Raw genomic sequence first — 914 nt, forward strand, 5'->3', positions numbered from 1 at the left:
CTGCCGTCTCGTCCATCAGGAGCACGGTTCCGGCGCCTCGCGCCTCCGCCCGGTGCTTGCGAAGCTGATGCGCGATATCGGCGTCGGCGACGTGCTGGTGGTCGTCCGCCTCGACCGCCTCGCCCGCTCGGTCAGCCATCTGCTCGAAGTGATCGAGGTGCTGGAGAAGCGCGGCGCCCATTTCCGCTCGCTTGGTGACCCGATCGATACCTCGACACCGCAGGGCATGTTCTCGCTGCAGGTGCTTGGTGCTGTTGCCCAGCTCGAGCGCGCGCTGATCGCGGAGCGCACCAAGGCCGGCATGAAGGCAGCCAAGGCGCGAGGCCGGCTGGCCGGCAATCCCGGACTTCGCGAGCGCCGCCCCGATGCCGTGCGAGCGATATCCGCTGCACGCCAGCGCGCCTATCTCGACGATCTCATCACCTCGGCGCAGACCTGGCTGCCGACCGTGCGCCGGCTGCGGCCGCAGCACAGCTGGGACGACGTGGTGCGTGTCCTCAACCGCAGGGGGCACGATTGGACGGTTGAGCGGCTGCGGCGCGCCGTGCATCGTTTGGTGCGGGAGCACATCGCCGAGCCGGCGCTGATCAAGCGCTCTCCACGACGCCCGCCGGAAGACCGCCTGATGACGCTGGTGGCCGGCATCGCCCTTGCCGATCCGGATCTGACGTTGCTTGAGATCGGCGCTCAGTTGGAGCGCATGCATGAGCGCACGCCGCGCGGCAGCCGCAAATGGCAGGCCTCCTCGGTCAAGGCACTGCTCGACCGGGCACGGCGGCTCGGTCTCGTGGTACCCGATCCAGCGCCTGGATCATGAGCCGGCCGAGAACCCGATTGCGCGTCGCGCCGCCGGCGCGCTCGGCCCTTTTCCAGTCCGGGCTCGCCAGGATCGCCTCCGCCAAGGAGCGGTACTC

1 protein-coding gene is annotated in these 914 nt (G+C 69.6%); it reads left to right on the plus strand.

What is annotated here, in order from left to right; all coding sequences use genetic code 11:
• Nucleotides 1-817, plus strand: an 817-nt coding sequence (locus EN780_RS35460; protein WP_133372919.1) for a recombinase family protein, incomplete at its 5' end; no start/stop codon positions are given.
• Nucleotides 818-914: the final 97 nt, after the last annotated feature.

The organism is Mesorhizobium sp. M4B.F.Ca.ET.089.01.1.1, from assembly GCF_004022605.1.
GTDB classification, from domain to species: domain Bacteria; phylum Pseudomonadota; class Alphaproteobacteria; order Rhizobiales; family Rhizobiaceae; genus Mesorhizobium; species Mesorhizobium abyssinicae.